The organism is Microbacterium sp. WHRI 7836 (genome assembly GCF_040223885.2).
GTDB classification, from domain to species: domain Bacteria; phylum Actinomycetota; class Actinomycetes; order Actinomycetales; family Microbacteriaceae; genus Microbacterium; species Microbacterium oxydans.
The window spans coordinates 3,798,840-3,821,214 of record NZ_CP168171.1 but is presented as its reverse complement, the minus strand read 5'-3'; the positions used below and the strand labels follow the sequence as shown (position 1 = coordinate 3,821,214).

Sequence of the window (22,375 nt, the reverse complement as noted above, 5' to 3'; positions counted from 1 at the left end):
GACGCTCCGGACGGGTGATCGAGGCGGGGTCTACGTGCCGTGTCCCCTGTGGATAACTTAGGATGCCACGGTAGTCATCCCGGCTGTGAACGGCAACCTGCCCTTGGAATCACGCGGGCGTGTTGCGTCGACGCGAGGTCCGGAGGTTGTGGATAATGGCTGTGCACCCGGTACCGCGCGACGGCTCTGTGAGAGCCCAGATTTGCTCTGTGCGCCGGTAAGACGTACCCTTACTTGGTTGACTTATGCCATTTTTGGCAGTACCCCATGTCTCCGGTCGAAGTGAACCCGGTGGCAGCATTCCCGGAGTGATTCCATGAGCAAGCGCACCTTCCAGCCCAACAACCGTCGTCGCGCCAAGAAGCACGGCTTCCGCGCCCGCATGCGTACGCGTGCCGGCCGTGGCATCCTCGCCGCCCGCCGCGCGAAGGGCCGCACCGAGCTCTCTGCGTAGTCCGCTGTGCTCGCCCGCCCGTATCGGCTGACTCGCGGGAGCGACTATCGTCTGGTCGTTCGTCGCGGATCCCGTTGTGGCGGGGCGCGTGTCATCACCTCGGTGTTGACCACGGGCGAGAACAGAGCCGCGAGGTTCGGATTCATCATCAGCAAGCAGGTGGGCACCGCAGTGGTGCGCAACTCCGTGCGTCGTCGGCTCAAGGCCGTGTGCGCGGAGGCGCTTCCACGGGTTCCTGAGGGCACGGATGTCGTCATCCGTGCCCTTCCTGCGTCTGCGACCGCCTCTTACGCGGAGCTCCGAGCCGATGTCGATCGGTGCCTCCGCCGCCTGGATCCGGCGGCTTCCGCGGTGTCGGCATGACCGCCCTTCCGGCGTCGTCCGTCGGGACCGCACATCTGCATGCGCAGGACCTGGTGCGGAGCATTCCGGTGATCCCGCGGAATCTCGTGCTGGGGTTCCTCACCGCCTACCGCAAGGTCATCTCGCCGATGTATGGAGATGTCTGTGCGTACTACCCCAGCTGTTCCGCCTACGCTGTAGGTGCGGTGCAGCAGCACGGCGCAGTGAAGGGGGCGGCGCTCTCCGCATGGCGCATCCTCCGCTGCAACCCCTGGACCACCGGCGGCGTCGATGACGTCCGTCCGCACGAACACTTCCGTTACGACCTGACCGCACACGGTTTCGTCGTCCCTTCCCGAAAGGACTGATCGGTGGGTCTTGACCTTCTGCTCGCCAGCGCGACTCCCAGCCCTCAACCGGCGGGGGGTGGCTTCGATCTGATCGGCACCATCCTGTGGCCGCTCAAGTGGGTGGTCGAGCTGATCCTCGTTGCCTGGCACTGGCTGCTGACGGCTGTCGGTCTGCCCGCGGCCTCCGGCATCACCTGGGTGCTGTCGATCGTCGGGCTCGTGATCGTCGTCCGTGCTGCTCTCATCCCGCTGTTCGTCAAGCAGATCAAGAGCCAGCGCAAGATGATGGAAATCGCTCCTGAACTGCGAAAAGTTCAGGAGAAGTACCGCGGCAAGAAGGATCAGCTCTCTCGTGAGGCCATGAGCCGCGAGACCATGGCGCTGTACAAGAAGCACGGTACGACACCGATGTCGAGCTGTCTGCCGCTTCTGGTGCAGATGCCGATCTTCTTCTCGCTCTACAGCGTGCTGAGCGATGTCAGCAAGCACGCTCGAGACAACATCGGTGGTGTCGGTCTCCTCAGCCCGGAGCTGACGAAGGAGTTCTACGACGCGAAGCTGTTCGGTGTGGCGTCGCTGCACGAGACGCTGGGTAACGCGATCGATGCGCAGAACACGACGGCCATCATCATCCTGGTCACGCTCGTGGTGCTCATGATCGGGTCGCAGTTCTTCACGCAGCTGCAGATCATCTCCAAGAACCTGTCGCCCGAGGCCAAGACCGGCCAGGCGTACCAGATGCAGAAGATCATGCTGTACGTGTTGCCGCTGGGCTTCATCTTCTCGGGTGTCTTCTTCCCGCTCGGCGTCGTCGTGTACTGGTTCATCTCGAACCTCTGGACCATGGGTCAGCAGTTCCTCGTCATCCGCGAGATGCCCACTCCCGGTTCCGAAGCTGCCAAGGCACGCGAGGAGCGTCTTGCACGCAAGGGCAAGGCGATCGATTCCTCCGGCAAGGTCGTTCCGATGGCTGCCTACGAGGCTGAGCAGCAGCGTCTGCTCGAAGAGGCCGAGAAGGCGAAGGCAGAAGCACCGAAGCGTCAGCAGCCGGTCGGAAAGAAGCGTGCGAAGAAGAAGGGGAGCGGTTCATGAGCGAGACCATGACCGACAACACCGAGCCGACTGTGGCCCAGCTCGAGAACGAGGGAGACGTCGCGGCGGACTACCTCGAGGAGCTTCTCGACATCGCGGACATCGATGGTGATCTGAACCTGGATGTGCGGCAGGGTCGGGCATACGTCTCCGTCGAGGCTGAGGGCGATGCGCTGGCGTTGCTCTCCGCTCCGGACACCGTACAGGCTCTGCAGGAGCTGACTCGTCTCGCGGTGCAGAGCAAGACCGGTTCCTTCTCAAGACTGATCCTCGACATCGCAGGCTCGCGCGACACGCGTCGTCGCCAGCTGGAGACCCTGGTCGACGCCGCGGCCGCCAAACTCGACGAGGGTTCCTCCCAGGCATCTCTGCCCTCGATGTCGAGCTATGAGCGCAAGCTCGTCCATGACATCGCCGCCGAGCGGGGCCTGGTCTCCGAGTCCTACGGCGAGGGTGCTGACCGTCACACGGTCCTGCGCCGACGCTGACGTTTCACGTGAAACATCGGTCGAACGGGGACGCTCATGAGTGATCTCGAGCAGGAGCCCTCCTCCGCTGCCAGCCTCTTCGGGGATCGTATCGACGTGGCGCGTGCCTTCACGGCTGCTCTTTCCCGCGAGGGGGAGGAGCGCGGCCTCATCGGTCCCCTCGAGCTCCCGCGCCTGTGGACGAGACACATCCTCAACAGTGCGATCGCCGCTCCGCTGTTCCACGGTTCGGTGGCGGATATCGGTTCGGGGGCGGGCCTACCGGGGCTCGTGCTCGCGATCGCGCGTCCTGATGTGCAGTGGACGCTGATCGAGCCGATGGAACGACGGGTCATCTGGCTCAACGAGCAGGTGGAGGCGCTGGATCTGTCCAACGTCGTGGTGCTGCGAGCTCGCGCGGAGGACGTACGTCCTCCGGAGGGCTTCGATGTGGTCACTGCTCGTGCGGTGAGTGCGCTCCGTACCTTGATTCCGCTGACCGCACCGCTGGTTCGTGACGGTGGCGAGCTCACTCTGCTCAAAGGCATGAATGCAGCGAACGAGATCGATGCCGCACAGAAGCAGATCAAGAAGTTCCGCCTCTCGGACGTTCGCGTCGAGGTGCTGGGTGAGGGAGTCATCCCCGAGACGACTCGGGTGATTCGCGCGCGCGTCCGCTAGTCACGTCTTCATCGAAGGCGGATGTTTCACGTGAAACATCCCCCTTTGTGTTCATCGGCAGGGTCTCATCGCTCGGGCATCACCGTCTCCGTGCTTTGGCGCCCGTAATGCCTGCGACCAACCAGGGCTATCACGACTTCGACGAGACCGACTGCCCATCTGAAAGCGGATTCGCGCGCCGCACGCAGCGCGATGTTCGCCGGGAGAGGAGGCCCTATCGCCGCAGCTCCCCAGTTAGGACACCTCACCATCGCCATCGCCATCGGCATCATGTCGCTCGAATGGTTCTGCATCGCTGGGAGAAGCTCGGAATCGTTGTGCACTACGTCTCGTGAGCACCACTAGCCAGGCATCCTCGTGCGCTGCGTCGTGATGGCTCTGGTGCCGTCCGCGTACGCGGTGTTTCACGTGAAACGGGAACGCCAAAGAGGTGGCGTTCCGGGCGCGTGCCGATCTGGGAGGAGGGTTGTCGACTCGGACATCCGGCGTATAGCCCCGTGACATCCGTGGCGCGACATTCGAGGTACAACACCCCTGACGTGAAGCTCTGGCATAGACCCGGGGCGTTCGTGTTGCGCCAGCCCCGCATGATGGGGCGGTCCACCGTGAGAGATCGGTGGCCGGGAATCGTCCTGCCTAGGTTCAAGCGACTCTCGACATCGAAGGGTGGCGGCTTCATAATGTTGCTCTTCTACCGTGTTTCACGTGAAACATGCAGATCGGACCGCTGATGAAGCCCTCTCCGTCGAGGAGGGGGCTTGCTCTGCGCGGTAGAGAACAGATCTGTCGCGCGCCCAAGTCCCTGAGACTAGACGGAGTGTCGCAGGCAGCCGGCGGTGAGAAGCTCCTGGTGGCTGCTCGGTGGATGGCCTACGACGGCTTCATGGTCTTGCCTCTCGACGGTGTTTCACGTGAAACATCCAGACCAGACCGCGTGTGACGGCCCTTTGGTCGAAGAGAGTGGGCTGAGTCATCCTCTGTGCGGTAGAGAACAGATCTCGACGTGCGCCGGAAGCGCCTGAGGATAGACGGAGTGTCACAGGCACCCGGGGGATAGAAGTTGTTGGTGCTGCGAGTCGGACGGCGCCCGCCGGCTCTGCTGACACAGGGACGTCTGAAACCACATGCGTGGCGCAGCGCAGGGGGGAGTTCCTCGCCGTGGCCGGCCAGAGGCGTGAGGACCACCCCCGTCTGGGTCAGTGGGTGGTGACACCGAAACATGACCGGCGTGGCGGTGCCGAGCGCAGCGAAGCTCGTCACTCTGTCGGCGATTCCATCTGACGGCCCCGGCACACTCCGTCTACTGTGGAGACTCCTGCAAGTGGGGTGCGCTGTACCCGCCAGCACCGGGAGAGGGCAGCCCGGCAGGCTAGCTGTCGTCATCATCGCCACAGTGCGCACTGTTTCACGTGAAACATCCGCCAAGCGATGCGGGGAGCGGAGCGCGAGAAGCCGGTCTGGCGGAGACTGGCCGCGGGAACGAGGACCCCGACGTGCTTCGCTCGAGCTGCGACAGTGCTCTCGTCATCGAACGTCTCTGCTTGCGATTAGAGTGGAACGCGGCCCCGAAAGGAGTGGATGTTTCACGTGAAACCATCCGAGAAGACATCCTCGAGCGAATCGTTCGGGATGGACACGCCGCTTGCGCGGGAACTCGCTGACCTCTCCGCCCGCAGGCGCGCACTCGAAGGGGTTGCCGTGGAGTTCACCGGCGAAACCCGCGTTCTCACGGTGTCGAACCAGAAGGGTGGCGTGGGAAAGACCACCACCGCCGTGAACATCGCTTCCGCACTGGCGGGGATGGGCGGGAAGGTGCTGGTCATCGACCTCGACCCGCAGGGAAACGCATCCACAGCCCTGGGAGTACCCCACAGTGCTGAGGTCTCCAGTGTCTACGACGTGCTGATCGACGAGCTTCCGCTGGCAGACATCGTGCAGCAGAGCCCGGAGGATCCCAACCTCTTCTGCGCACCGAGCACGATCCACCTCGCGGGGGCGGAGATCGAGCTGGTCGCGCAGGTCGCTCGAGAGCATCGTCTTCGTCGCGCGCTCGACGTGTACCTCGCAGAGCACCCGATGGACTTCGTCATCATCGACTGCCCACCCTCCCTGGGCCTGCTCACGATCAACGCCTTCACCGCCGCGACAGAGGTTTTCATCCCCATCCAGTGCGAGTACTACGCACTGGAAGGATTGAGCCAACTGCTCGGCAGCATTCAGATGATCCAGAAGCACCTGAACCCGGTGCTCCACCTCTCGACGATCCTGCTGACGATGTTTGATGGGCGTACCCGTCTGGCACAACAGGTCGCGGAGGAAGTGCGGACGCATTTCCCCGAGCAGGTGCTGGAGACCGTGATCCCTCGATCCGTACGGGTATCCGAGGCCCCGAGTTTCGGCCAGACCGTGATCGCCTACGACGCCCAATCCGCCGGCGCGATCGCATACCGTGAGGCCGCTGTTGAGATCGCGTCGCGCAGAGCGACGCAGAGCAAGGAGAAATGATGGCGAAGCGCACTGGACTGGGCCGGGGCATCGGTGCCCTCATCCCCACGGCGGATCAGTCGGAACGTCCCGTCGATGTCTTCTTCCCGGGCGCGAGCCTGCGACAGACGAGCACCGAGGCGGCTCCCGTGGCCGATGCCGAGGCGCCGGAGCTCGAGAATGTCCCCGGCATTCATCTGGTCCAGGTCGACCCGAACAGCATCGTCGCGAATCCGCGTCAGCCTCGGACGCACTTCGACCCCGAGGATCTCGCAGAGCTGGTGCACAGCGTCCGCGAGTTCGGGGTGCTGCAGCCCGTCGTGGTTCGAAAGAACGCCGATGGCGAGTACGAGCTCATCATGGGGGAGCGCCGCACGCGCGCCGCGCGCGAGGCCGGCCTCGACGTCATCCCCGCGATCGTCCGTGACACCGCAGACGAGGATCTGCTGCGCGACGCCCTGCTGGAGAACCTCCACCGTTCAGAGCTGAACCCGCTCGAAGAGGCCTCTGCATACCAGCAGCTGCTCGACGACTTCGGAATCACCCAGGAGGAACTGGCCACGCGCATCGGCCGTTCCCGCCCGCAGATCAGCAACACGATTCGACTGCTGAAGCTCCCCGTCCCGGTGCAGCAGCGGGTGGCTGCCGGAGTGCTCACTGCCGGGCACGCGCGAGCGATCCTGAGTCTCGAGACACCGGAGTCGATGCAGCGCCTTGCGGACAAGGTCGTGAATGAAGACCTCTCGGTGCGCGCGACGGAGGAAGCGGCGAAGGCACAGCCCCGTGCCGGGTCGTCCGCGAAGCCGACCCCGGGTGCGCGACGCGCGTATCTGGATGAGGTGGCCGGCAAGCTCGGCGACCGTCTCAACACGCGTGTGAAGATCGCACTGGGAGCGCGAAAAGGGCAGGTCACTATCGATTTCGCTTCCATCCAGGATCTCAATCGGATTCTCGAGGAGCTCGGAGAAGGCGGTTACGGCTCGTCGAAGTGAGGTCCCGCCAGCGGCAGCGCTAGCCTAGACTCGCGTCATCGTGACGACGAGGGGGATGTCATGTCAAGAACAGCCGGTCCAGCAGCCATCAAACGCCGTGTGATCGCGGTCAGCATCGCCGCCGCGTTAGGTGGATTCCTCTTCGGATTCGACACGGCTGTGATCAACGGCGCGGTCGACGCGCTCGCGGGCGATGTGTCCGGATTCGACCTCGGTACTGCGCTCAAGGGCTTCGCCGTGTCGTCAGCCCTCATCGGATGTGCCGTGGGCGCCTGGTTCGCCGGCCCCGTCTCCAACAAGTACGGACGCATCCCCGTGATGGTGGTCGCAGCCACCATGTTCTTCATCTCGGCGATCGGATCCGGTCTCGCCTTCAGCGTCGTCGACCTCATCATCTGGCGGGTGATCGGGGGACTGGGTGTCGGAGCCGCCTCCGTGATCGCGCCGGCGTACATCGCCGAGGTGTCACCCGCAGCGATCAGAGGTCGCCTGGGCTCGCTGCAGCAGCTGGCGATCGTCACCGGTATCTTCGCCGCGCTGCTCTCCGATGCGCTGCTCGCAGGCATCGCCGGCGCGGCGGACCAGCCGCTGTGGGGACTCACCGCCTGGCGCTGGATGTTCATGGTCGCCGCGATCCCTGCGCTGGTCTACGGACTGGTCTCGCTGCGACTCCCGGAATCTCCGCGCTATCTGGTGCGCAAGGGCGAGCTGAAACGGGCGGCAGACGTGCTGGAGACCGTCACCGGCACGGTCGATGTCCAGGGCAAGATCGAGGAGATCACCGGCACGATCAACACGGAGCGCTCGGAATCGTTGCGTGATCTGCGTGGTAATCGCCTTGGGCTGAAGCCCATCGTCTGGATCGGCATCCTGCTGTCCGTTTTCCAGCAGTTCGTCGGTATCAACGTCATCTTCTACTACTCGACGACGCTCTGGCAGTCGGTGGGCTTCGATGAGTCCAGTGCTCTCCTGACCTCCGTCATCACCTCGGTCACGAACATCGTGGTCACGATCGTGGCGATCCTGCTCGTCGACAAGGTCGGTCGCCGGATCATGCTGCTGGTGGGCTCGGTCGGCATGACCGTGACGCTCGTCCTCATGGCAGTGGCCTTCTCGTTCGGCACACTGGATGCGCAGGGGACGGCGACGCTCCCCGACCCGTGGGCCACGATCGCCCTGGTCTGTGCGAACGGATTCGTGGTGTTCTTCGGTGCGAGCTGGGGGCCGCTGGTCTGGGTTCTGCTCGGCGAGATCTTCCCGAACTCCATCAGAGCCGGAGCCCTCGCGGTGGCCGCAGCGGCACAGTGGGTCGCCAACTTCTTCATCTCCACCACCTTCCCGGCCTTCGCCGAGATCGGCCTCACGTTCGCCTACGGGTTCTACGCGTTCTTCGCGCTCCTGTCGTTCTTCTTCGTGTTCTTCAAGGTGCCGGAGACCAAGGGCAAGGAGCTCGAGGACATGACGGAGAACATGAAGGTGGAGCGCCGGCGGGGTCCGCAGCCGACGTAGGCTGGGAGTATGACCGAGTCCGTACAGCGCCGCGCCAGCCTGGAAGTGTTGCGCGCCGAAGCATCGGACGAACTCGCGGTCCTCATCCAGGAGCGGCTTCTCGGCGGAGAGGATCCGTGGGAGTTCATGGAGGAGCTCCCGAGCGTCGACGAACTCGTCGTCTACCTGCTGCGCGCCGACAACATCAATGCGAACGACGGTGTGCGCCCCAACGCGGCCAGGCACTACCGGGTGCTGCGGCAGATCGCCCTGGAGTACCCGGAGCTGACCTCGGCCGTCTGGGGCCTCCTCGACGAGAAGCAGCGCCATCGCCGCTGGGACCCGACCGTCGCCGACGCCTCCTGACGTGGAGGTCGTGCTCGTTCCGCATGACCCGACGTGGTCGGAGACCTTCGCACGTGTCGCGGCGGAACTGCGCAGGCATGGGAATCCGGACTGGCGCGTCGAACACGTCGGATCCACGGCGATCCCCGGGATGAGCGCCAAGCCGATCATCGACGTCGCGGTGCGCATCGCCGATGACGAAGACCTCGAGCTGCATCGACCTGGGCTCGAGGCCGCAGGATGGGCGGTCGGGAGCAGTGTGCGAAGCCATCGGGTGATGATCATCGAAGAGAACGGTGTACGCACGCGAATCGCCCACTTCTTCGAAGCCGCCGATTGGGATCAGGTGAACCAGCGCATCCTTCGCGACTGGCTGTTGCAGAATCCGGAGGATGCCCGGCTCTACGAGCGGGCGAAGCACGCTGCGGTTGACGCCTCGCGCAGGGGAGACGAGTCGTACAACGTGGGAAAGACCGCGGTGGTTCAGCTCCTCGTCGACCGTGCACGTGCTGCTCGCGGGCTGCCGTCGGTCTCCGTGTACGACAAAGACTGACCAGAGCGGTCCGCGGGACGACTCGGGGCGGACACGAGAAAGGGCCGCACCTCCCCGGGAGGTGCGGCCCTTCGTCTCGGGGGACTCAGCCGATGAACGCGGCCAGGTCCTTCTCCAGCGCGAACTTGGGCTTCGCGCCGATGATGGTCGTCTTGACCTCACCGCCGTGGAAGACCTTCATCGCCGGGATCGACGTGATCTGGTACTTCATCGCCAGCTCAGGGTTCTCGTCGACGTTGAGCTTGAGGATGGTGATCTTGTCGGGGTTGTCCGCCTGGATCTCGTCCAGGACCGGTGCGACCATACGACACGGACCACACCACTCGGCCCAGAAGTCCACCAGCACGGGACCGTCGGCCTGCAGAACGTCCTGCTCCCAGGTCGCCTGGCTCGTAGCCTTTGCACTCATCAGAGTTCTCCTTGATTCGAGGTTCGCCTGCTACAACAGCGGGCGAGGGAAAAGTGTTCCCGCCCCTACGCGGTGGCGGTGAGGATCTCCGCGGCCTCGGCGGCCGGAACCTCCACGGAAGGGTCTTCGAGGTCGGCCAGGAAGTGCTCCGCGTCGAGAGCAGCGACCGTGCCGGAGCCGGCCGCCGTGATGGCCTGACGGTAGGTGGGGTCGATCACGTCACCGGCAGCGAAGACTCCCGGAACCGACGTCTTCGACGAGCGGCCGTCGACCCAGATGGTGCCTTCCGGCGTGAGCTCGAGCTTGTCGTGCACGAGGTGCGTGCGCGGGTCGTTGCCGATCGCGATGAAGAGCCCGTCGAGCGGGAGGTCGCTGAGCGTGCCGTCGACCGTGGAACGCAGCTGCACACCGGTCACGGAGTCGCCTCCGAGGACCTCGGCGACCTCGCTGTTCCACACGAACTCGATCTTCTCGTTCGCGAAGGCGCGCTCCTGCATGATCTTCGAGGCCCGCAGGGTGTCCTTGCGGTGGATCACGTAGACCTTGTCTGCGAAGCGGGTGAGGAACGTGGCCTCTTCCATGGCGGAGTCGCCACCGCCGACGACGGCGATCGTCTTCTCGCGGAAGAAGAATCCGTCGCACGTGGCGCACCAGGAGACGCCGTAGCCGGAGAGGCGCTCTTCGCCGGCGATGTCGAGCTTGCGGTACGCCGAGCCGGTCGCGTAGATGAGGGACTGCGTCTCGTGCTCCGTACCGCTGCCGAGGATGACCTTCTTGACGGGCCCCTCGAGCTGGAGTTCGGTGACATCGTCGTAGACGACCTCGGTGCCGAACTTCTCCGCCTGCTCCTGGAACTTGGCCATGAGCTCAGGTCCCTGAATCCCCTCGGGGAAGCCGGGGTAGTTCTCGACCTCGGTGGTGTTCATCAGCTCTCCGCCGACCTCGACGGAGCTCGCGATGAGCAGCGGCTTGAGGTTCGCCCTGGCCGCGTAGATGGCAGCCGTGAATCCGGCGGGGCCGGAGCCGATGATGATGACCTGACGCATGTGATCTCCGTCTTAGAAACTGCAGTCGAATGACCTTCGAATGCTTCAACCCATGGTAACCGCGAGGCATTCCCTGCGCAGTGTGGGGCGCAGGCCGCGGAGCGGGCTGGGTGGGTGGATCAGCGCCCGGGGAGGAACCGGCGGACGAGAGCAGTGCCGGCCTTGAGCTCGGGGGCGCGCATCACGGCGAGGATCGCGACGTAGACGACCACCACGACGAGGCCGATGATCGCGGTACCTACGGCGCCCTGGATCTTGTCGACCATCATCCATCCTGAGGTACCGCCGAGCAGGACGAATGCTCCCCAGCCGGCCAGCCCCGCCGGGATGCCGGCGATCGCGAACCGGCCGATGGCCGACATCCAGGAAGCCACCTGAAGGCCACCGATCTTTCGATGCAGCAACCAGGTGGCGAGGATCGTCTGCAGGATGCTCGCGATCGACTGTCCGAGCGCGACCGCAGCGGCGAGCGACGTCAGAGGGATGATCCCCGCCTCTCGCATGCCGAGGGCGACGAGAGCGGTGACGACGATGAGGACGCACTGGATGATCGTGAACCAGAACGGGGTCCGGGTGTCGTCGTAGGCGTAGAAGGTTCGCTGCACGATGAAGAGGATCGTGAGGGGGATGAGTCCGACGAGGTAGGCGATGAGCACCAGAGCAGCCGCCTGAGCGTCGTCGGCGGAGTCAGTGAATACACGGGATGCGGGGATGGCGGCAGCGGCGACGGCGGCGGCCGCTGCCACGATGAAGAACAACAGGGTTCGAATGCTTCGTGCGATGTCGGCCCGGACCTCATCATCGCGTCCGGCGGCGGCGTGGCCGCTGATCTGGGTGAAGTACGGAGTCCCGATCGACAGCACGATCACCGAGTACGGCAGCATGAAGATCAGCCAGGCGTTCGCTGTCACCGTGGCGGAGGCGCCGAGACCGGCCACCTCACTGACGATGTACCCCTGAAGAACCCCGGCGGAGAGGCTCGCGAAGGCCATGAGGAACGTCCAGCCCGCCAGGCGACCGACGTTGCCGAGCCCCACCCCCCGCCAGTGGAAGTCGGGTTTCAGCGCGAGGCCGGTGCGACGCCAGAAGACGAGGAGGACGACCGCCTGGAGCGCGATGCCGAGGGTGGCAGTGGCGCCGAGCAGGGTGATCATCTCCGGCGTCCAGTCGGAGGCCTTCGTGGACACGGGACCGAACAGTGCTCCGAGCGCGAGGAAGCCTGCGATGGACACGATGTTGTTGACGACAGGAGCCCAGGTGAACGGACCGAAGATCTTTCGTGCGTTGAGTGCCTCGCCCAACATGGCGTAGAGGCCGTAGAGGAGGATCTGCGGCAGGCACCAGTAGGCGAGTGCCGTGGCGAGGGCGAGAGTGGACTCGTTCGCCTTGCCGGCGACCAGATGCACCAGCCATGGAGCTGCTGCCGTCGCGAGTCCCGTCACCACGACCAGAACGACCGTGCCCAGGGTGAACAACTTGGAGATGAAGGCGTTGCCGCCGTCGGCGTCCGCCGTCGCCTTGACGATCTGCGGGACGATCACGGCCGTGAGGATCCCCACGGAAATCAGGGAGAACACGCTGTTCGGAAGCTGGTTCGCGTAGGTGAACGCGTCGGCCGCTTCGGATGCGACAGATCCGAGCACACCGACGAGGACGATGCTGCGCAGGAGCCCGGTGACGCGTGAGACGAGGGTGCCGGCGCCGATGATGGCGCTCGCCCGGCCGAGGCTACTCATTCGTATCCGGGGTCGAGGACGTGTCGTGGGCCGATGACGTGCCGTTGCTCGGTGTCCCATCCGGTCGGGCGTTCACGGCGTCCTCTTCCAATGACTCGATCTCTGCTTCCACAGCCGCCTCCTCGGCGGCCTCGCGGCGCTTGCGTCGGACGGTGCGGATCACGCCGAGCACGATGAGGAGTGCGGCGAGGCCCCCGAAGACGATGAGGCCGATGGTCTCCCACTCCGCTCGTACAGCCACCCTGATCTTCTGCTGATCCTGGATCTGCACGCCGGTGGGGCTGTAGAGGCTGAGGCGCAGGTCGACCTCGCCGCTGCCGACCCGTGCGGACACCGGGACCTTGACGCGCTTGGTGGAGTTCGCCTCGACGACCGTCTCCGTCACCGGCTTCACCTCGAGTCGAGGGTCGGTGGGGGAGACGAACAACTGCACCGTCACCGGCCACGGCAGGTCGTTGCGCACGGCGATCGGCAGATCAGCGTTGGCGGTGAGCAGTTGGATCGTGCTCGACGGGGGGATGCTCACGGCGGCGAGCGTCTCCGAGGTGCGCTTCTGGTGCTCCTCGACCTTCTTCGCGAAAGCCTTCGCCGACGATCCGACGGACAGCGTCCGGAGGATCCTGATGCGTTCAGGGCTCAGCAGTACCTGCGGGTCAGCGAGGATCGACGAGAAGGCGGTGAGCGTTCCTTCGTCGGCCAGGAGGGTCGTCACCGCTGCCGCACGCGCGGGATCGGCTTCCGATGTGAGCGCGGCCGATGCGGGCGGGGTGGCGCGCAGTGCCGAGAGTTCGAATCCGATCGAATCGGCCGTCGAGATCGCGTCGCGCAGCGCGTCCGCATTGCGGTTCTCGTCGCGGTCGAGCCCGATCAGCAACGGGGCACCCGCGACGCGGCTCTCAGCCAGTGTCAGGAGCGCGGCGGCTTCGGCTAAGAGCCGTTGACGATCGACGGAGTCGGCCTCCGCGGCGACCTGGGAAAGAGTCTGCGACAGGCCGCTGTCGGTGACCAGGAGGTCGTGCCCGCCGACGGTGGCGTGCGCGGCGCTCTGTCCGCCCAGCGCTGCGGAGGAGACGATGGTGCTCGTCCCCTCACCCAGGTAGCTCGCGAAGGTGTCGAGATCCTCTTCTCGCAGCTCGTCGTCCGGCCACAGGATCTGAGGGAGCGCGCCATCGATCGCCGTGAGCTCCGCGTCGTCGGGCAGCTGAGGAGTGCCGGTCGGGCTGGGCGTCGGGCCCGGTGTCGCGGTCGAGTCCGCCGTCGGCGACGACGTGGCAGACGTCTGCGGAAAGTCGGCGGGGTTCAGGAACGTCGCCAACGTCGTCGGCTGCAGCAGAGCGGGTAGACCCGCCTGCGCTTGCGCCGTCGCATCCGCATCGCCGAACTGCAGCGCGAACCGCGTGTTCGGCAGAGCTTCGAGTCGGTCGAGCCACTCCCGGGCGGTCTCCGGAGCCGCGGAACCGAGAGCGCGGATCGCGGCGAGAATGGCGGGATCGACGGCGAGCACCGCAGTGGTGCCGGCCACACCGTCGAGCTGAGCGGTCAGGGCCCCCTCGGGTCCGGTGAGAGTACTGAGTTCCTCCGCGCTCAACAGCACGCCGTTGTCGGGGGTCGCCGTGAGCGGAACCATCACGCCGACCTGAGCGGTCTGGGAATCGGCGACGACGAGCACGCTGGTCGCCGTGGCCTCGACCGTCGCCGTACGATCCTCAGGTGTGTTCACCGTCTTGGCACCCGTGAGCTCCGCCCGCAGCGGGTAGACACCGGGGGCGAGGGCGCCGAGGGTCTCGGCAGGGACGAAGACCGTGGTCATGCCGGAGGCACCGGCATCGAGCGCGGCCGTCGTGTCTGAGCCGATCGTGTCGAAATCGCCCGGTGCCTCGCCCTCATCGAGCCAGTTCGTGACGGAGGCTTCGTCCGTCAGGGGAGTTCTGCTGAGCTCCACCTGCACCTGACCGCTCGACAGCTTCGATTCCGTCTCGTTCTGCACCGTGAGCATCGCCGTGGTGGAGGAGCCGGGGGCGACGAGGCCGCGCAGACCTGCGGAGACATGGAAGGCGACGCTCGCTTCCTCGTCGGAAGCGGACCCGCCGGCGGCGACGGCCGTGCTCGGTGCGACGGCCGCGCAGGCGCCCAGCACGATAGCGAGGACGGCGGTCCTGCCTGCGAGCCTTCGCAGGCGCGCACGGAGGCCGTGCTCGGGGGTGATGGCGGTCATGAGGGTCTTCCTCGAACGCCCGGAACGGGGCTGCTCGTGAGTACTGACCTCCTGATTCTAGGAGGCACAGGGAAGGAGAACCCTGAAGACGCGTAGAGTGACGGCCGTGTCCGACACCCCCGCACCTCACCCAGACCCTCTTCGCACCTCCGCGCTGGCCGCTGATCTCGATGCCGCCGACTTCCGGTCCGCACCTCTCCGTCGCCTGTGGGGCGAGGAGGCGGACGACGCCCTCGCCAGGGGGATGCGCGAGCCGATCCTGCGGGCCATCGCCGAGGACTCCGGAGTCCTGGCCACCCTCGGCCGTCTGCTGGTACTCGGCATGAGTCAGCCGCGTGCGGCGGTCGCCGCCGCGCTGCCGAACCTCGGAGTGGACGGACTCCAGGCGCTCGGACTCGCCACCGCGGATGCCGAGACGGTGACCCCGACGGCCCTGTTGCGTCCGCAGTCCTTCGTGGATGCCGAGGGTGTCGGCGAGTGGTGGATCGCCAGCGACCTCGACGAGGTCGCCCTCGACGGCCCTCTCCCCGCCGATCATGTGCTCGGCGTCGGTGGAGCCTCGCGCACCCTCGCCGAGACGATCGTGCCCATCCAGGTCGATCGCGCTCTCGACCTCGGCACCGGGTGCGGGATCCAGGCGCTCCTCGTCGCCCGTCGTGCCGGCACGGTGGTCGCGACCGACATCTCGGTCAGGGCACTGGCGTTCGCCGAGCTCAACGCGCGGGTCAACGGGGTGACCAACATCGAGTTCCGTCACGGCAGCATGTTCGACCCCGTCGCGGGCGAAGCGTTCGATCTGATCGTCTCCAATCCGCCGTTCGTCATCACACCGCGGGTGGAGGGCGTCCCCGCGTATGAGTACCGCGACGGCGGACTGGTGGGCGATGCCCTCGTCGAGCAGTTCGTGCGGAGCGCTCCGGCGCATCTGACGCGGAACGGAATCGCGCAGCTGCTCGGCAACTGGGAGTCGCGGGCAGGGGTCACCGGTCTCGCCCGTCTGGAGGCCTGGGTGCCGAGCGAGCTCGACCTCTGGGTCGTCGAACGGGAGGAGCTGTCGCCGTTGGGGTATGCCGAGCTGTGGATCCGCGACGGGGGCACCACCCCGCGTGACCCGGCATTCACTCCGTTGCTGACCGCCTGGCTCGATGATTTCGCCGCCCGCGGCGTGACCTCGATCGGCTTCGGCTACGTGCTGATGCGTCGAGGTCTGTCGTCCCCTCCACTCCGGCGCACGGAGCGGCTCTCCCAGCAGGTGTCGAACGTCGGTGCCGCGCTCGGAACCGGGCTTGTCGCGCATGACGCGCTCGCCGAGGGGATCCCCTCGACACTGCTGACGGCGCCCGATGTCACCGAGGCCCGCCACCTGCTGCCGGGCAACGACGACCCCAGCGTCATCGAACTGCGACAGGGTGGCGGTTTCGCGCGCACCGTGAACGTGGACCCTGCGCTCGCCGGGTTCGTCGGGGCCTGCGACGGCGACCTCACCGTGGTGCAGATCGTCTCGGCCCTGGCCGACCTCTTCGAGGTTCCCCTCGCAGACCTGTGGGCCGAACTCGAGCCCCGCATCAGATCGCTCGTGCTGGACGGCATCCTCGTACCGGGGGAATAGCTGAGGGATACATGCGTTGGAATAGATCATGAAGGCTTTCGGATTCCTCTCCTTCGGGCACTATGCAGACGTGCCCGGCTCAGCCACCCGCACCGCGGGCGACATGCTGAAGCAGACCATCGAGATCGCCGAGGGCGCAGACGAGATCGGTGTGAACGGCGCCTACGTGCGCGTGCACCACTGGGCGCGTCAGGCCGCCTCGCCGATGCCCCTGCTGAGCGCCATGGCCGCGCGCACGAAGCGCATCGAGGTCGGGACGGGCGTGATCGACATGCGCTACGAGAACCCGTTCCAGTTCGCCGAGGAGGCCGCCGCCCTCGACCTGATCTCCGACGGCCGCATCGCCCTGGGCGTGAGCCGCGGTTCACCCGAGACGGCTCTGCGCGGCTATGAGACCTTCGGATACGTCGACGAGGAGGACACCGAGCGGGGCAGCGTGATCGCTCGGGAGAAGTTCGACCTGTTCCTCCGTGCGATCGACGGCGAAGGCATCGCCCCCGGAGATCCCCGCATGGTGGGTGCCGGCCGCTACCTCGCGATCGAGCCGCAATCCCCGACCCTGCGCGACCACATCTGGTGGGGATCAGGTTCGCGTCCGACGGCGATCGAGACCGGCCGCAAGGGACTCAACATGATGAGTTCGACCCTGGTGACCGAGGCCACAGGGCAGCCTTTCCACGAGTTGCAGCGCGAGCAGATCGACCTCTTCCGCTCGGCCTACAAGGAAGCAGGGCACACGGGCACGCCGCGCGTCTCCGTCAGCCGCAGCGTGTTCCCCCTGGTGTCCGACATGGACCGCGCCTACTTCGGACTTCGCAGCGAGGAGAACGCCGATCAGATCGGCATCATCGACGGATTCCGTTCCACGTTCGGCAAGACCTACGCGGCAGAACCCGACGTGCTGATCGAGCAGCTCCGACAGGACGAGGCGGTGATGGCGGCCGACACGCTGATGCTGACCATCCCGAACCAGCTCGGACCCGAGTACAACCTGCACGTGCTGGAGTCGTTCGCGAAGCATGTGGCTCCGGCGCTCGGGTGGAAGCCGAACACGGAGGGTCCCGTCCAGGGCGATCCGGTCTGAGCGGGATCGCCGCTCTTGACACGAGTTGCTTGACACGGAGCGTTGGAGCACCGACGCTGGGGAGGCTGCGCCGATCGACGCAGCCTCCCTTCATGCCTTCGGAGGCAGACCATGACCCGTGTTCGCGTCGATCTCAACATCTCGCTCGACGGCTTCGCCACGACGACGGACCAGACCCCCGAGAACCCCTTCGGTGAGGACTGGGGCCGGCTGACGGCGGCGTACACGGCCACGCGCACGTTCCACGAGCGTGTCTTCCTCGACACCAGCGGGACGGGAACGACAGGCGTCGACGAGAAGTACGCCGCGCACTACTTCGAGAACATCGGCGCCGAGATCATGGGCGCCGGGATGTTCGGGCTCCACGCCAACCCGCACGACCCGGACTGGCGCGGCTGGTGGGGCGAGGAGCCGCCGTTCCACGCCCCGGTGTTCGTGCTGACCCACACCCCGCGGCCTTCGATCGAGTTCGCCAACGGCACGAGCTTCCACTTCCTCTCTGCTTCTCCCGAGGAGGCGCTGCAGAAAGCGGTCGAGGCGGCCGCCGGAGCGGACGTGCGGATCGGTGGAGGACCCACGACCGTGCGCGAGTATCTGCGCGCGGGGCTGGTCGACGACCTGCACGTCGGCATCACCCCGATCCTCATCGGCAGCGGAATCCGACTCTGGGACGACTTGCGCGGACTCGAGTCCGGTTACCGCGTCACCTCGGAGGTCGCAGAATCGGGCGTCACGCACATCACCTTCTCCCGAGAGGATTGACGCTCGCGGCAGGGCGGATCTGGGAGGCTGGACCAGTGCGCATCCGACCCTTCCACCCTGAAGACACCGATGCCGTCATCGCCCTGTGGGAGGCGGCGGGGCTCACGCGGCCGTGGAACGATCCTCGGAAGGACATCGCCCGGAAGCTGACGGTGCAGCCCGAGCTGTTCGTCGTGGCGGAGGACGAGACGGGGCGCATCCTCGGCTCGGTCATGGCGGGCTACGACGGGCATCGCGGGTGGATGAACTACCTCGCCACGCAGCTCGACGCGCGAGGACTCGGAGTGGGCAGGGAGCTCGTGGCCCACGTCGAGGCCCGTCTGCGCGACCTGGGATGCCCGAAGGTGAACCTGCAGGTGCGTTCCGGCAACGCGCAGGTGGTCGACTTCTACCGCAGGCTCGGCTACGAGATCGATGACACGGTCGACCTGGGCAAGAGGCTCATCCCCGACGTGTGATCGCGGAGAATTCCCTTCTCGACGATCCGGTATACCAGTACTCTGACCGCATGCGTCTGCGTCGTAGGGGGATCATCGCCGGAGTCATCGGGCTCGTCGCCGTGCTCGTCGGCGCCATCCCCGCTGTTGCCGCCACCACGTCATGGGCCACTTGGCAACCGCTCGCGGGCACTGGAGGTGCCTTCACGACAACAGTCCAGGTGGCACCCCACCCTGCACTCACCGCCACCATGACCAGCGATTCGCGCGCAGGCCAGGTCGGCGTGATCACCGGTGCATCCACGTGGCTGGCCGAAGGGACCCCCATCGGAGCCGAGTACGGATCCAGCAGGGATCAGCCGTACCTGAACTTGCGGCCCAGGGCCGACAACGCCACGAGCCCGTCGACGACGACCTATTCGTTCGCCGCGCCGACCCCGACGTCGGGCTGGGCCTTCGCGTTGGGTGACATCGACTCCGACAGCGTGCGGATCCATGCGGTCGCTCCTGACGGGCACGTGCTCACAGCGGCGGAGATCGGCCTCAGGGACCTCTTCAACTACTGCGCTCCCGGGGTCGTGGGAAAGCCCGCGTGCACCGGCGCGGTCGGCGACGTGCCGACATGGGATGCCGCGACCCTCACCCTCACCGGGAACGCGGCAGCTGCCGACACCAACGGATCCGCGGCGTGGTTCGAGCCGTCGACTCCGATCCGCTCCCTCAGCTTCATCTTCACCCGGCGATCCGGTCTTCCCGTCTACCAGACGTGGTTCGTCTCGGCTGCGAATGACATCCGAGGATCGGTCGTCGACGTGGACACCGGGGCGCTGGGCGGTGTCGCCCTCGCACTCACCGACGGCAACGGCACGATCGTGGGCAGGACGACCACCGCGCCGGACGGCACCTACTCGTTCCCCGGGTTCATCGCCACGGACGGCTACCGGGTGAGTGTGACGGCACCGCAGGGCAAGATCGCGGTCGGTGAGACGACGACGTCGGTGAACCTCAGCAGCGGCAATGCGGAAGATGTCGACTTCACGGTGCGCGACATCGTGCCGTCCCCCGTCACCGGGCGCGTGGTGGACACGGAGGGAAACCCCATCGCCGGCGTCGTCGTGACGATCGACGCACAGACCAGGACCACCGACGCCGACGGCAGATATTTGTTCGACATGGTCCTCGATGGGCTGCAGGAGGTGACCATCGCCGTTCCAGCCGGGTACGCCGTCGACACGGCGCCGCCGGGCTTCGTGGTCCCGGCGGACAACGAGGATCTGATCACACTCACCGACTTCGTCCTCGAGGCGAACCCGAGCCTGAGCGGGGTCGTCCGATGGAACGGCGGCGGTGTGCCAGGCGTCACAGTCACGGCCGTGCAGCAAGGGGGCGGCACCCTCACCACGGTGACAGGCGCGGATGGAGGCTACACGTTCCCCCGCCTTCCGGCCGGCAACTACACGGTCACGATGACGACGCCCGATGGCTACGCCGCGACATCTCCGCTCAGCCGCACAGCACCGGTCGCGGAGATGGACGTCACAGGCGTGGACTTCGACCTCGCCCGGCTGGGGGCGCTCGACGGCACGGTGCGCACCGACGGCGGTGAACCCGTCGGAGGTGTGGTGATCGATGTCTCCGGTCCCGTCTCGGCACAGCTCACGACGGGTGCCGACGGCACCTACAGTCTCGGCAGCCTCCCTCCGGGCAACTATGAGCTGATCGTGCGCGCGCCCGAGGGCACCACGATCGTCGGGGCGGGAACCCGCAGCGTCATGATCTCCGATGTCGGCGAGTCCGTCGAAGGACAGGACTTCACCCTCGCCGCGGCCGTCGTCCCACCGTCACCGTCGCCGTCACCCGAGCCGTCGACCGGGAGCTCGAACAGCAACGGCAGTGGTCGCCTTCCGGCGACCGGCCTCGGTGCCGAGACGTTCGCCTGGGCGGCAGGTGGTGCCGCGGTGATCCTGCTCGGGGCGACTCTTCTGGTCGTCGCCCGCCGTCGCGCCGGCCGGAAGTAACGCGGCGCCCGCTTTCGTGGTCAACTGCCCTCGGGCGGTCCGAACAGCTCTTCGCCGTGCTCGTGGAGGAGCTTGTAGGCGTCGGCGAAGGTCTCCGGTTCCGGCTCACCAGGTTTCCCGTAGCGCGCGAGGAGCAGGCCGAGCAGTCCGCGTGCGGGCGGAGTGAGCGGCTTCAGCTGATCCTTCTCACCGGGCTGGGGTGCCGTGTCCTCCGGATTCGGAGCCGTGTACGCGGGCGTGGTCACCGGCCAGTCGGACGGGTGCCGGGGTTTGTCGAGATTCACGACGTTCAGGAGCGTGTTCGCCGACGCGTCGCGGTCGTTGAGCGGCTTGAGTCCGTGCAGGCGCGAGAGGGTGGCGGTCACCGAGCCGTGATGCATCTCGTCGTGGATGATGCTGCCCCGCTTCGTGTAGGCCGACACCGCGATGGCCGGGACACGGCAGCCCAGTCGATCGAACGTGAAGCCCATCTCGCCCGGCCCGGTATCGGGGGTGGGCTTCGTCACGGCGGGCGGCGGCACGTGGTCGTAGCAGCCGCCGTGCTCGTCGAACGTGATGAGCAGCAGAGTGTTGACGGCGTTCGACCCCTTCGGCGAGGCACTCGTGCGCACCGCCTCGTAGATGTCGTGGATGAGCCTGTCGCCCGCCCGCACATCCGAGATCGCGCTGTCGAACACGGGCTCGCCGTCGACCTCGCTCTCACGCGGCGACCCGAAGGGCGGATGGAAGTCGTTGTGGTCGTAGACCATCCGCGGCTCGATGAAGGCGTAGGCGGGGAGGGTGCCGGCCTTCGCCTCGGCGTAGAAGTCCTCCATCGTGCCGAAATGGTCGGTACGCCAGTACTTCTCCAGCACCGCGGCATGCAGCATCCCCGTGAACGAGACGAGCTGGAGCTTGTCGATGTAGATCTTCCAGCTCACCTTCTCGTCCTCGAGCCGGTTGAACACCGTCGGCGCGGCCGGTGCATCCAGCCATTTCCGGTAGCCGCCGCCGGCCTGATTGGTCACGAAGCCGTGAGACGTGGAGGCGTGGAAGAACGAGCGGTTGCAGAACGTCTGCGATGGCACTCCGGCATACCAGTGGTCGAACACCGCGAACTCCGCGGCAAGCGTGGACAGGACGGGCAGCATCTCGGGCGAGAACGAGCCCATGATGTGCGCCGCCTCTTCGGGCTTTGGGTCGACGCCCTTGCGTAGTCGCCGGAAGTTGATGATGTAGTCCTCGAGAAACCCCGACATCGTCGCCTTCTCGCCGTGGGTTGGGGCGTTGAAGGGGGCGGTCATCTCGTCGACGAAGAGGTCGGCGTTGGTCTTCGGGTCGACCGTGCCGAAGATCTGCGTGTTGACGTGCGGATACTCCTCGCCCGGATCCGGGTCGGGGAGGCTCATGATCCGGTCGGTGTCACCGGTGTACACGTGTGCATCGACGACCGTGCCATCGGACGAGGTGTTGCTGTACGAGCCGAAGTCGAGCCCCTCGAACGTCTCACCCTGCGGCAGGGTCTGCTTCGAGTAGAGGTAGCCGAGCAGGTTGTCGAACGAGCGGTTCTCGCCCATCACGACCACGAGATGGTCGAACCCCGGCTCGCTGCGCGGAGTGAGGGCGGCGAAGGGGTCGGCGTCGGCCGCGAAGCCGTCACGTGCATTGCCGGCGATCGACGCGCCGATCGCTGCCCCACCCACGCCGCCGACGACCGCGCCCGCGAGAGCTGCTCCGCCGACCTTGAAGAATCCCCGGCGGGAAGCATCGCGGGGAGCATCGGGGGAGGGGGACTCTTCTTCGGCCATGTCGCGATCCTACGACCGCGGGAC

General features: G+C 66.3%; 20 protein-coding genes and 1 pseudogene. 16 read left to right on the top strand and 5 right to left on the bottom strand.

Annotated elements, in window-relative coordinates:
- The first annotated feature begins 316 nt into the window (after positions 1 to 316).
- The 11 genes and pseudogenes from rpmH (at position 317) to ABRP18_RS18320 (ending at position 9,248) form a co-directional block, all read left to right on the top strand.
- Positions 317 to 454, top strand: a complete 138-nt coding sequence (rpmH, locus tag ABRP18_RS18370; RefSeq protein ID WP_013584598.1) for a 50S ribosomal protein L34 — start codon at positions 317 to 319, stop codon at positions 452 to 454.
- A gap of 6 nt (positions 455 to 460) precedes the next feature.
- The gene (gene rnpA, locus ABRP18_RS18365; protein ID WP_349885209.1) at positions 461 to 817 is read left to right on the top strand and encodes a ribonuclease P protein component; all 357 of its coding nucleotides are present in this window, start codon (positions 461 to 463) and stop codon (positions 815 to 817) included.
- The gene (yidD, locus tag ABRP18_RS18360) at positions 814 to 1,164 is read left to right on the top strand and encodes a membrane protein insertion efficiency factor YidD (RefSeq protein ID WP_046747966.1); all 351 of its coding nucleotides are present in this window, start codon (positions 814 to 816) and stop codon (positions 1,162 to 1,164) included. Before rnpA ends, yidD begins: the two co-directional genes overlap by 4 nt.
- 3 nt (positions 1,165 to 1,167) lie before the next feature.
- Positions 1,168 to 2,238, top strand: coding sequence for a membrane protein insertase YidC (yidC, locus tag ABRP18_RS18355; protein WP_058630955.1), 1,071 nt, complete (start codon positions 1,168 to 1,170; stop codon positions 2,236 to 2,238).
- On the top strand, positions 2,235 to 2,726 hold the full coding sequence (locus tag ABRP18_RS18350) for a R3H domain-containing nucleic acid-binding protein (protein WP_113680663.1): 492 nt from the start codon (positions 2,235 to 2,237) through the stop codon (positions 2,724 to 2,726). The genes yidC and ABRP18_RS18350 overlap by 4 nt, the downstream gene beginning before the upstream one ends.
- A pseudogene (gene rsmG, locus ABRP18_RS18345) lies at positions 2,692 to 3,386 on the top strand (16S rRNA (guanine(527)-N(7))-methyltransferase RsmG). Before ABRP18_RS18350 ends, rsmG begins: the two are co-directional and overlap by 35 nt.
- 1,629 nt (positions 3,387 to 5,015) lie before the next feature.
- Entirely contained in the window at positions 5,016 to 5,891 is an 876-nt protein-coding gene (locus ABRP18_RS18340) for a ParA family protein (RefSeq protein WP_227751222.1), read from the top strand.
- Positions 5,891 to 6,862, top strand: a complete 972-nt coding sequence (locus ABRP18_RS18335) for a ParB/RepB/Spo0J family partition protein (RefSeq protein ID WP_174799742.1) — start codon at positions 5,891 to 5,893, stop codon at positions 6,860 to 6,862. Before ABRP18_RS18340 ends, ABRP18_RS18335 begins: the two co-directional genes overlap by 1 nt.
- A gap of 60 nt (positions 6,863 to 6,922) precedes the next feature.
- On the top strand, positions 6,923 to 8,371 hold the full coding sequence (locus tag ABRP18_RS18330; protein WP_349885208.1) for a sugar porter family MFS transporter: 1,449 nt from the start codon (positions 6,923 to 6,925) through the stop codon (positions 8,369 to 8,371).
- A 9-nt stretch (positions 8,372 to 8,380) separates the two neighbouring features.
- Positions 8,381 to 8,716, top strand: coding sequence for a hypothetical protein (locus ABRP18_RS18325; RefSeq protein WP_046747959.1), 336 nt, complete (start codon positions 8,381 to 8,383; stop codon positions 8,714 to 8,716).
- Between the two features lies 1 nt (position 8,717).
- Complete coding sequence (locus tag ABRP18_RS18320; protein ID WP_374168955.1) at positions 8,718 to 9,248, top strand: GrpB family protein; 531 nt, start codon at positions 8,718 to 8,720, stop codon at positions 9,246 to 9,248.
- An 85-nt stretch (positions 9,249 to 9,333) separates the two neighbouring features.
- Here ABRP18_RS18320 and trxA read toward each other — a convergent pair whose 3' ends face one another.
- From trxA to ABRP18_RS18300, 4 genes are all read right to left on the bottom strand, one after another.
- Positions 9,334 to 9,657: a thioredoxin gene (gene trxA, locus ABRP18_RS18315; protein ID WP_021201395.1), complete on the bottom strand. Its 324-nt coding sequence runs from the start codon at positions 9,655 to 9,657 to the stop codon at positions 9,334 to 9,336.
- 65 nt (positions 9,658 to 9,722) lie between these two features.
- Positions 9,723 to 10,703 carry a thioredoxin-disulfide reductase gene (gene trxB / locus ABRP18_RS18310; RefSeq protein ID WP_349885206.1) on the bottom strand — a complete coding sequence of 327 codons (981 nt, stop codon included), beginning with the start codon at positions 10,701 to 10,703 and terminating at the stop codon, positions 9,723 to 9,725.
- Positions 10,704 to 10,822: 119 nt separating this feature from the next.
- Complete coding sequence (gene murJ / locus ABRP18_RS18305; protein ID WP_046747957.1) at positions 10,823 to 12,439, bottom strand: murein biosynthesis integral membrane protein MurJ; 1,617 nt, start codon at positions 12,437 to 12,439, stop codon at positions 10,823 to 10,825.
- Positions 12,432 to 14,654, bottom strand: a complete 2,223-nt coding sequence (locus tag ABRP18_RS18300; protein ID WP_349885205.1) for a DUF6049 family protein — start codon at positions 14,652 to 14,654, stop codon at positions 12,432 to 12,434. The genes murJ and ABRP18_RS18300 overlap by 8 nt, the downstream gene beginning before the upstream one ends.
- A gap of 97 nt (positions 14,655 to 14,751) precedes the next feature.
- On the opposite strand from ABRP18_RS18300, the gene ABRP18_RS18295 reads away from it, so the two are divergent.
- The 5 genes from ABRP18_RS18295 (at position 14,752) to ABRP18_RS18275 (ending at position 20,564) form a co-directional block, all read left to right on the top strand.
- Complete coding sequence (locus ABRP18_RS18295) at positions 14,752 to 16,263, top strand: methyltransferase (RefSeq protein WP_349885204.1); 1,512 nt, start codon at positions 14,752 to 14,754, stop codon at positions 16,261 to 16,263.
- A 28-nt stretch (positions 16,264 to 16,291) separates the two neighbouring features.
- Entirely contained in the window at positions 16,292 to 17,347 is a 1,056-nt protein-coding gene (locus ABRP18_RS18290; RefSeq protein WP_046747955.1) for an LLM class flavin-dependent oxidoreductase, read from the top strand.
- A 111-nt stretch (positions 17,348 to 17,458) separates the two neighbouring features.
- Positions 17,459 to 18,109 carry a dihydrofolate reductase family protein gene (locus ABRP18_RS18285; RefSeq protein ID WP_349885203.1) on the top strand — a complete coding sequence of 217 codons (651 nt, stop codon included), beginning with the start codon at positions 17,459 to 17,461 and terminating at the stop codon, positions 18,107 to 18,109.
- A gap of 35 nt (positions 18,110 to 18,144) precedes the next feature.
- Positions 18,145 to 18,567: a GNAT family acetyltransferase gene (locus ABRP18_RS18280; protein ID WP_349885202.1), complete on the top strand. Its 423-nt coding sequence runs from the start codon at positions 18,145 to 18,147 to the stop codon at positions 18,565 to 18,567.
- 50 nt (positions 18,568 to 18,617) lie between these two features.
- Positions 18,618 to 20,564, top strand: a complete 1,947-nt coding sequence (locus tag ABRP18_RS18275) for a carboxypeptidase regulatory-like domain-containing protein (protein ID WP_349885201.1) — start codon at positions 18,618 to 18,620, stop codon at positions 20,562 to 20,564.
- A gap of 20 nt (positions 20,565 to 20,584) precedes the next feature.
- On the opposite strand, the gene ABRP18_RS18270 is transcribed toward ABRP18_RS18275, so the two are convergent.
- A complete protein-coding gene (locus ABRP18_RS18270) occupies positions 20,585 to 22,351 on the bottom strand; it encodes an alkaline phosphatase family protein (protein ID WP_349885200.1) in 1,767 nt (588 codons plus the stop codon).
- Positions 22,352 to 22,375: the final 24 nt, after the last annotated feature.

Bases quoted from the DNA above. Each gene is read 5' to 3' on its own strand.
- rpmH (WP_013584598.1), top strand. From the start codon at position 317: ATGAGCAAGCGCACCTTCCAGCCCAACAACCGTCGTCGCGCCAAGAAG.
- yidD (WP_046747966.1), top strand. From the start codon at position 814: ATGACCGCCCTTCCGGCGTCGTCCGTCGGGACCGCACATCTGCATGCG.
- ABRP18_RS18350 (WP_113680663.1), top strand. From the start codon at position 2,235: ATGAGCGAGACCATGACCGACAACACCGAGCCGACTGTGGCCCAGCTC.
- ABRP18_RS18340 (WP_227751222.1), top strand. From the start codon at position 5,016: ATGGACACGCCGCTTGCGCGGGAACTCGCTGACCTCTCCGCCCGCAGG.
- ABRP18_RS18335 (WP_174799742.1), top strand. From the start codon at position 5,891: ATGGCGAAGCGCACTGGACTGGGCCGGGGCATCGGTGCCCTCATCCCC.
- ABRP18_RS18330 (WP_349885208.1), top strand. From the start codon at position 6,923: ATGTCAAGAACAGCCGGTCCAGCAGCCATCAAACGCCGTGTGATCGCG.
- ABRP18_RS18325 (WP_046747959.1), top strand. From the start codon at position 8,381: ATGACCGAGTCCGTACAGCGCCGCGCCAGCCTGGAAGTGTTGCGCGCC.
- trxA (WP_021201395.1), bottom strand. From the start codon at position 9,657: ATGAGTGCAAAGGCTACGAGCCAGGCGACCTGGGAGCAGGACGTTCTG.
- trxB (WP_349885206.1), bottom strand. From the start codon at position 10,703: ATGCGTCAGGTCATCATCATCGGCTCCGGCCCCGCCGGATTCACGGCT.
- murJ (WP_046747957.1), bottom strand. From the start codon at position 12,439: ATGAGTAGCCTCGGCCGGGCGAGCGCCATCATCGGCGCCGGCACCCTC.
- ABRP18_RS18300 (WP_349885205.1), bottom strand. From the start codon at position 14,654: ATGACCGCCATCACCCCCGAGCACGGCCTCCGTGCGCGCCTGCGAAGG.
- ABRP18_RS18290 (WP_046747955.1), top strand. From the start codon at position 16,292: ATGAAGGCTTTCGGATTCCTCTCCTTCGGGCACTATGCAGACGTGCCC.
- ABRP18_RS18285 (WP_349885203.1), top strand. From the start codon at position 17,459: ATGACCCGTGTTCGCGTCGATCTCAACATCTCGCTCGACGGCTTCGCC.
- ABRP18_RS18275 (WP_349885201.1), top strand. From the start codon at position 18,618: ATGCGTCTGCGTCGTAGGGGGATCATCGCCGGAGTCATCGGGCTCGTC.
- ABRP18_RS18270 (WP_349885200.1), bottom strand. From the start codon at position 22,351: ATGGCCGAAGAAGAGTCCCCCTCCCCCGATGCTCCCCGCGATGCTTCC.